Origin of the sequence: Collinsella sp. AF04-24 (assembly GCF_003465685.1) — a bacterium.
Lineage (GTDB): Bacteria > Actinomycetota > Coriobacteriia > Coriobacteriales > Coriobacteriaceae > Collinsella > Collinsella aerofaciens_AP.
Genome location: NZ_QSBK01000041.1, coordinates 1 through 2,961, shown reverse-complemented (window position 1 = coordinate 2,961; position 2,961 = coordinate 1). Strand labels below are relative to the sequence as shown.

Genomic DNA, 2,961 nt, shown 5'->3' with positions numbered 1-2,961 from the left:
CTGCTGCTCGAGGCTGGGGTAGAGGTGGTAGAAGCCGTCGAAAAGGCTCTTGACTACTTTCGATTGATGCTCAGTGCCCATTGTATTCGCTACGATTAAACTCGGCACAGGGGATACTGGTTTTCCGTGCGAAAACGCTCATGCCGCTAAATTGAGCGACCGCCTGTACTGCAGCGGGATCATCCGCCCGAGCGATCCCTTAATCCGTCGCCCGTTGCGCCAATCGGCAGAAGCCACGCGTGGACGCTAATCGCTCGAGCGAATCGTCGTCGGTTTCCGTTTAACGATTTCTTTTTCCGCTATTATCCGACCCTCGGACTTCCTCGTGATAGAAGTAGTCCACGATCACCGGATGCCCCTGGGGGACTCTGCCATAAGGCATTTCGTTGTCCACAAAGGGGCAATCGTACTTCTTGGCCATTTCCTCGGCTTTTACTTCAAGCGCTTCAAAATAGCTACGGTTGCGCTTGTTATAGATCTCATCGTAAAGCGGTACGAGATTGGGATGTTTCTCGGCGATATAATCCAGGATCGCTTTTTTGAAACCACCCCGAAGATTGAGATTTTCGAGCCAAAACAAATCGCACCGATCTTTTACTCGCTCAAAAATCATCTCAAAATCCGTGATGCCGGGAAATACCGGGGACACGAAGCAGACCGTACGGATACCTTCGTCATACACCTGCTTCATAGCAGCGATACGACGCTCGATGCTCGACGCGGAGTCCATATCGTTCTTGAAGTTCTCATCCAGCGTGTTGATCGACCATGAAACGGTCACTCGTCCAAGCCTCTTCAGCAGATCGATATCCCGTACCACAAGATCGGACTTTGTGCAGATCAGAATATCTGCATCGCTGCCAATCAGCTGCTCCAGGAGTTTCCTGGTATTCCCGAATCGCTCCTCCTGTGGATTGTAGCCATCCGTCACAGAACCGATAACCACCCGCTGTCCAGCGTATTTCTTCGGATTCTTGATTTCCGGCCAATGCTTCACATCAAGAAAGGTGCCCCATTCCTCCTTGTGTCCGGTAAAGCGCTTCATAAAGGAGGCATAGCAATACTTGCAGGCATGCGTGCAGCCTACATAGGGATTGACCGAGTAGCCGCCTACCGGCAGGCTGGACTTGGTCATGATGTTCTTTGCTTCCACCTCATTGATGAGGATTCCATCGATCACTTCCGCCATGTTCTCTGCACCTCCAGCACTCTTTCGAATTCTTCCGGCAATTCCTGAATCATGTATTCGTCCCCTATGACAGAGACGAGGTCTTCCTTCATAAACATTGGAATGCCAAGCGCGTGCGCCTGGTCCGTCAAAGACCATGCCCACTCCGGTTCCGTATGAACCTTCCTGCTCTGCGCCCCGGTCATGGTACCGACGACGATCCAGTTGATTCCGGAAAGGTCGACCGTACCGGGATCGTCGAATAGCGGCTCAAAAGTAACGAAGAAGTGATTTGCTTTGACGTTTTTCCGAAGGGCGTCGATACGCCACAGCTCCGCTTTCCTCGTCACCGTAACGCCGAACCATGCGTTTTCCAGGTCGGTATCTAAATCCAGCAAATCGGGTCTCTTGGTCAGGAACAGGAACTGATGCTGTGGATTCTCATGGATCTTTGCAAATACCTCGTCTCGCCATTCCAGCTTCCACCCGGAGAGATCGCTCATGCCGGTAAGGAGAAAGTTCTGCGGGCGTTTCTTTTCCATCATCTTGAGCTTGCTCGGGAAGAACGCAGGATCAGCGAAGTCGTCAATCATATGCCAACGTTTCACATTGTTACGGGCATAGCAATATGGACACCCCACCGTGCAGCCGATGACGATATTCATATTCTGAATCTGATTTTTGATGCAGATGCTCATAACGCCTGCCTACCTGCCTCTCCCGTAAACACGCAATCAGCCTTCCCCACCTTGCGGGCAAAAGCCTCGATATCTTGCTTGCAAGCAGCAGGCTCGCAATCGCTCAAATTGTATGACGTGCCGCCGTTTCGATAGACGGCCCGATGGGAAAACGATCGGCTGACAAGCCCGATGCCGAGCTTCTCGCACAGGGTCATCCGTGCTCCCTTTCAGCTATAAAAAACAGGTGTCTATAAACAGTATCCTTGTTGATTTTCGCAGGGGCAATGAACAAACGCGTGCACCTGTCGATAAACGAACAGCTACTGGACATTGTCAAACGACTCAGATTGGAGAGGCGATGGGAGAAACCAAGATCGACCGCCGGCGGCGCTACACCCTCTCAGTCATACAGGAGGCGTTCTTCGCGCTGCTGGCCGAGGTCGGCTTCGCGAAGATGACGGTGGCAGACATCTGCCGCCGCGCCGAGATCAACCGGGGAACGTTCTATCTGCATTACGAGGATAAGTACGCGCTGCTCGATGCGCTTATCGACGAGGCATTGGCAGCGGCTCCCCCGCTTGAGGGGGTTGAATCGGCAACGCTTTGCCAGCGTCCGCCGGCAGACGACGATTATCGCCTGCTTTATTCGGACAGCGACTCATACGCTCGCGTAGCCCAGCGCGTCATAGAACGCGGAGCGGAGCAGATGGTTCCCTGGGTCATGGAGAAAACAGGGCTTTCACGCGAAGACGCCTTCCTGCTCTTCGTCCACAACGTCCAGGGCAATCTGGCCGTCAACCGCCTGCTCGGCTGGAGACGAGGCCCCGAGTTCACCCATGCCCAGGAGCTGCTCAACGCCTATTCCGAAGGGGGCTTACTGGCGGTATCCGCTCTTCGCGATTCCGATAACCCATCGTGACCTGCGATTCAGGAATACCAGCCTCCGAGCCCTCTCGTTCGGAGGCTGCGGCTAAAACCTCATTGCGCGTCTACCGCTCCGCGTTACTCGCCACCTGCCCGCGCCACCGAGAGCAGCGCGCCCAAATCTGCCTGAATCGCCCCTGCCTTGCTTCCGAGCTGCAGCGGAGCCGAGCCGCCCGAGATGTTTACGCT

Annotated in this window: 4 protein-coding genes; 1 reads left to right on the top strand and 3 read right to left on the bottom strand. The window is 54.2% G+C overall.

Translation table 11 applies throughout. The features are described 5' to 3' along the window. Positions 1–280 precede the first annotated feature (280 nt). The 3 genes from DWV32_RS09945 to DWV32_RS09935 are packed head-to-tail and all read right to left on the bottom strand — an operon-like array spanning position 281 to position 2,063. Positions 281–1,189: a radical SAM mobile pair protein B gene (locus tag DWV32_RS09945; RefSeq protein ID WP_055252675.1), complete on the bottom strand. Its 909-nt coding sequence runs from the start codon at positions 1,187–1,189 to the stop codon at positions 281–283. After that, complete coding sequence (locus DWV32_RS09940; RefSeq protein WP_117758036.1) at positions 1,177–1,866, bottom strand: radical SAM mobile pair protein A; 690 nt, start codon at positions 1,864–1,866, stop codon at positions 1,177–1,179. The genes DWV32_RS09945 and DWV32_RS09940 overlap by 13 nt, the downstream gene beginning before the upstream one ends. Then, a complete protein-coding gene (locus DWV32_RS09935; protein WP_117758035.1) occupies positions 1,863–2,063 on the bottom strand; it encodes a hypothetical protein in 201 nt (66 codons plus the stop codon). The genes DWV32_RS09940 and DWV32_RS09935 overlap by 4 nt, the downstream gene beginning before the upstream one ends. Before the next feature lie 143 nt (positions 2,064–2,206). Here DWV32_RS09935 and DWV32_RS09930 point away from each other — a divergent pair, with 143 nt between their 5' ends. Further along, a complete protein-coding gene (locus DWV32_RS09930; protein ID WP_117583300.1) occupies positions 2,207–2,767 on the top strand; it encodes a TetR/AcrR family transcriptional regulator in 561 nt (186 codons plus the stop codon). Positions 2,768–2,961 lie beyond the last annotated feature (194 nt).